Below are 1,122 nucleotides of genomic sequence, written 5' to 3' on the forward strand. Positions count from 1 at the left end.
CCAACACCTTATAACCAAAATTGCTTCTTTCTGTAAATTAGAATGTTTCTAAATCTAAAAAATACTATATTTAAACAACCGAAAATTGCGCTTTCAAATTCGCAACTTTCGTTATACAATCCCGTTGGCAACAATAATGATTGAAATTCTAACTAATAAAATAAAATTTGGAAAAAATGTAGTTTTGGTGTAATTTTACATCAAAAATAAAAAATTATGGCTAGACAAAGTATTTCATTTACAGAACCGAATGATAATTGGTTAAAAATTCAAATTGAGAATAAAGAGTATTCAAGTAAAAGTGAATTAGTTAATGATTTGATTAGACAAGCTAGAAAACAACAAGCTCAGATTGATTGGATTAGTTCCAAACTGGAAAGAGCTGAAAAAAGCGGATTCACTTCAGATACTAAAGAACAAATTTTAGCTCAATCAAAATCATTATTGAATGACTAATTATAGACTGAGTAATACAGCAAAAGAAGATTTAATAAGAATTCATCATTACGGAGTAAGAACATTTGGAGAAAAACAAGCTGATAAATATTTTGATTCCTTTTTTGAGAATTTTGATAGAATATCTAAAAGTCCATATTCATTCGAATCGGTCGATTACATAAAAATAGGATACCGACGATGTGTTTGCGGTTCGGATTCAATTTATTTTAAGATAAACGATATTGATAAAGTTATAGAAATTATGGCAATCGTTGGACGACAAGATTTGAAAAATATACTTTAAAATTACAGTTGCCAACAATGGCTATATTGCATTGTGGCGGATTTTCTTTTTCAGAAAATCCTCGTATATTTACTAACATAACTGCTATGGCGGAAAAATCTTACCGATTTTTCCACAACGACAACATAGCCTAAACCGTTGGCAACAAGCGGATTTGAAATTCTAAGATAAATTTAACTCTGAATTTAAAATAGATTTTGTATTTTTGATTAAAAGTAAATTATGATATGAACTTAGAAGCTAGAAAATTATCGTTTATTCAAGAAATTCTTAAAATACAAAGTGAGAAAACTATTTCTCGCCTTGAAACTATTTTGAAAAAAGAAAAAACTGTAATTGAATTTGATAATATTCAGCCAATGACTATGAAAAAATTTAAT

2 protein-coding genes are annotated in these 1,122 nt (G+C 27.7%); both read left to right on the forward strand.

Features of this window, described 5'->3' with window-relative positions:
- Positions 1 to 216 precede the first annotated feature (216 nt).
- Entirely contained in the window at positions 217 to 456 is a 240-nt protein-coding gene (locus tag HGB55_RS15115; protein WP_168817912.1) for a CopG family transcriptional regulator, read from the forward strand.
- Complete coding sequence (locus tag HGB55_RS15120) at positions 449 to 742, forward strand: type II toxin-antitoxin system RelE/ParE family toxin (RefSeq protein WP_168817914.1); 294 nt, start codon at positions 449 to 451, stop codon at positions 740 to 742. Before HGB55_RS15115 ends, HGB55_RS15120 begins: the two co-directional genes overlap by 8 nt.
- Positions 743 to 1,122 lie beyond the last annotated feature (380 nt).

The organism is Lutibacter sp. B1 (assembly GCF_012524075.1).
Classification (GTDB): Bacteria; Bacteroidota; Bacteroidia; order Flavobacteriales; family Flavobacteriaceae; genus Lutibacter.

Coding starts and splice junctions, on each gene's coding strand:
- HGB55_RS15115 (WP_168817912.1), top strand. CDS start 217: ATGGCTAGACAAAGTATTTCATTTACAGAACCGAATGATAATTGGTTA.
- HGB55_RS15120 (WP_168817914.1), top strand. CDS start 449: ATGACTAATTATAGACTGAGTAATACAGCAAAAGAAGATTTAATAAGA.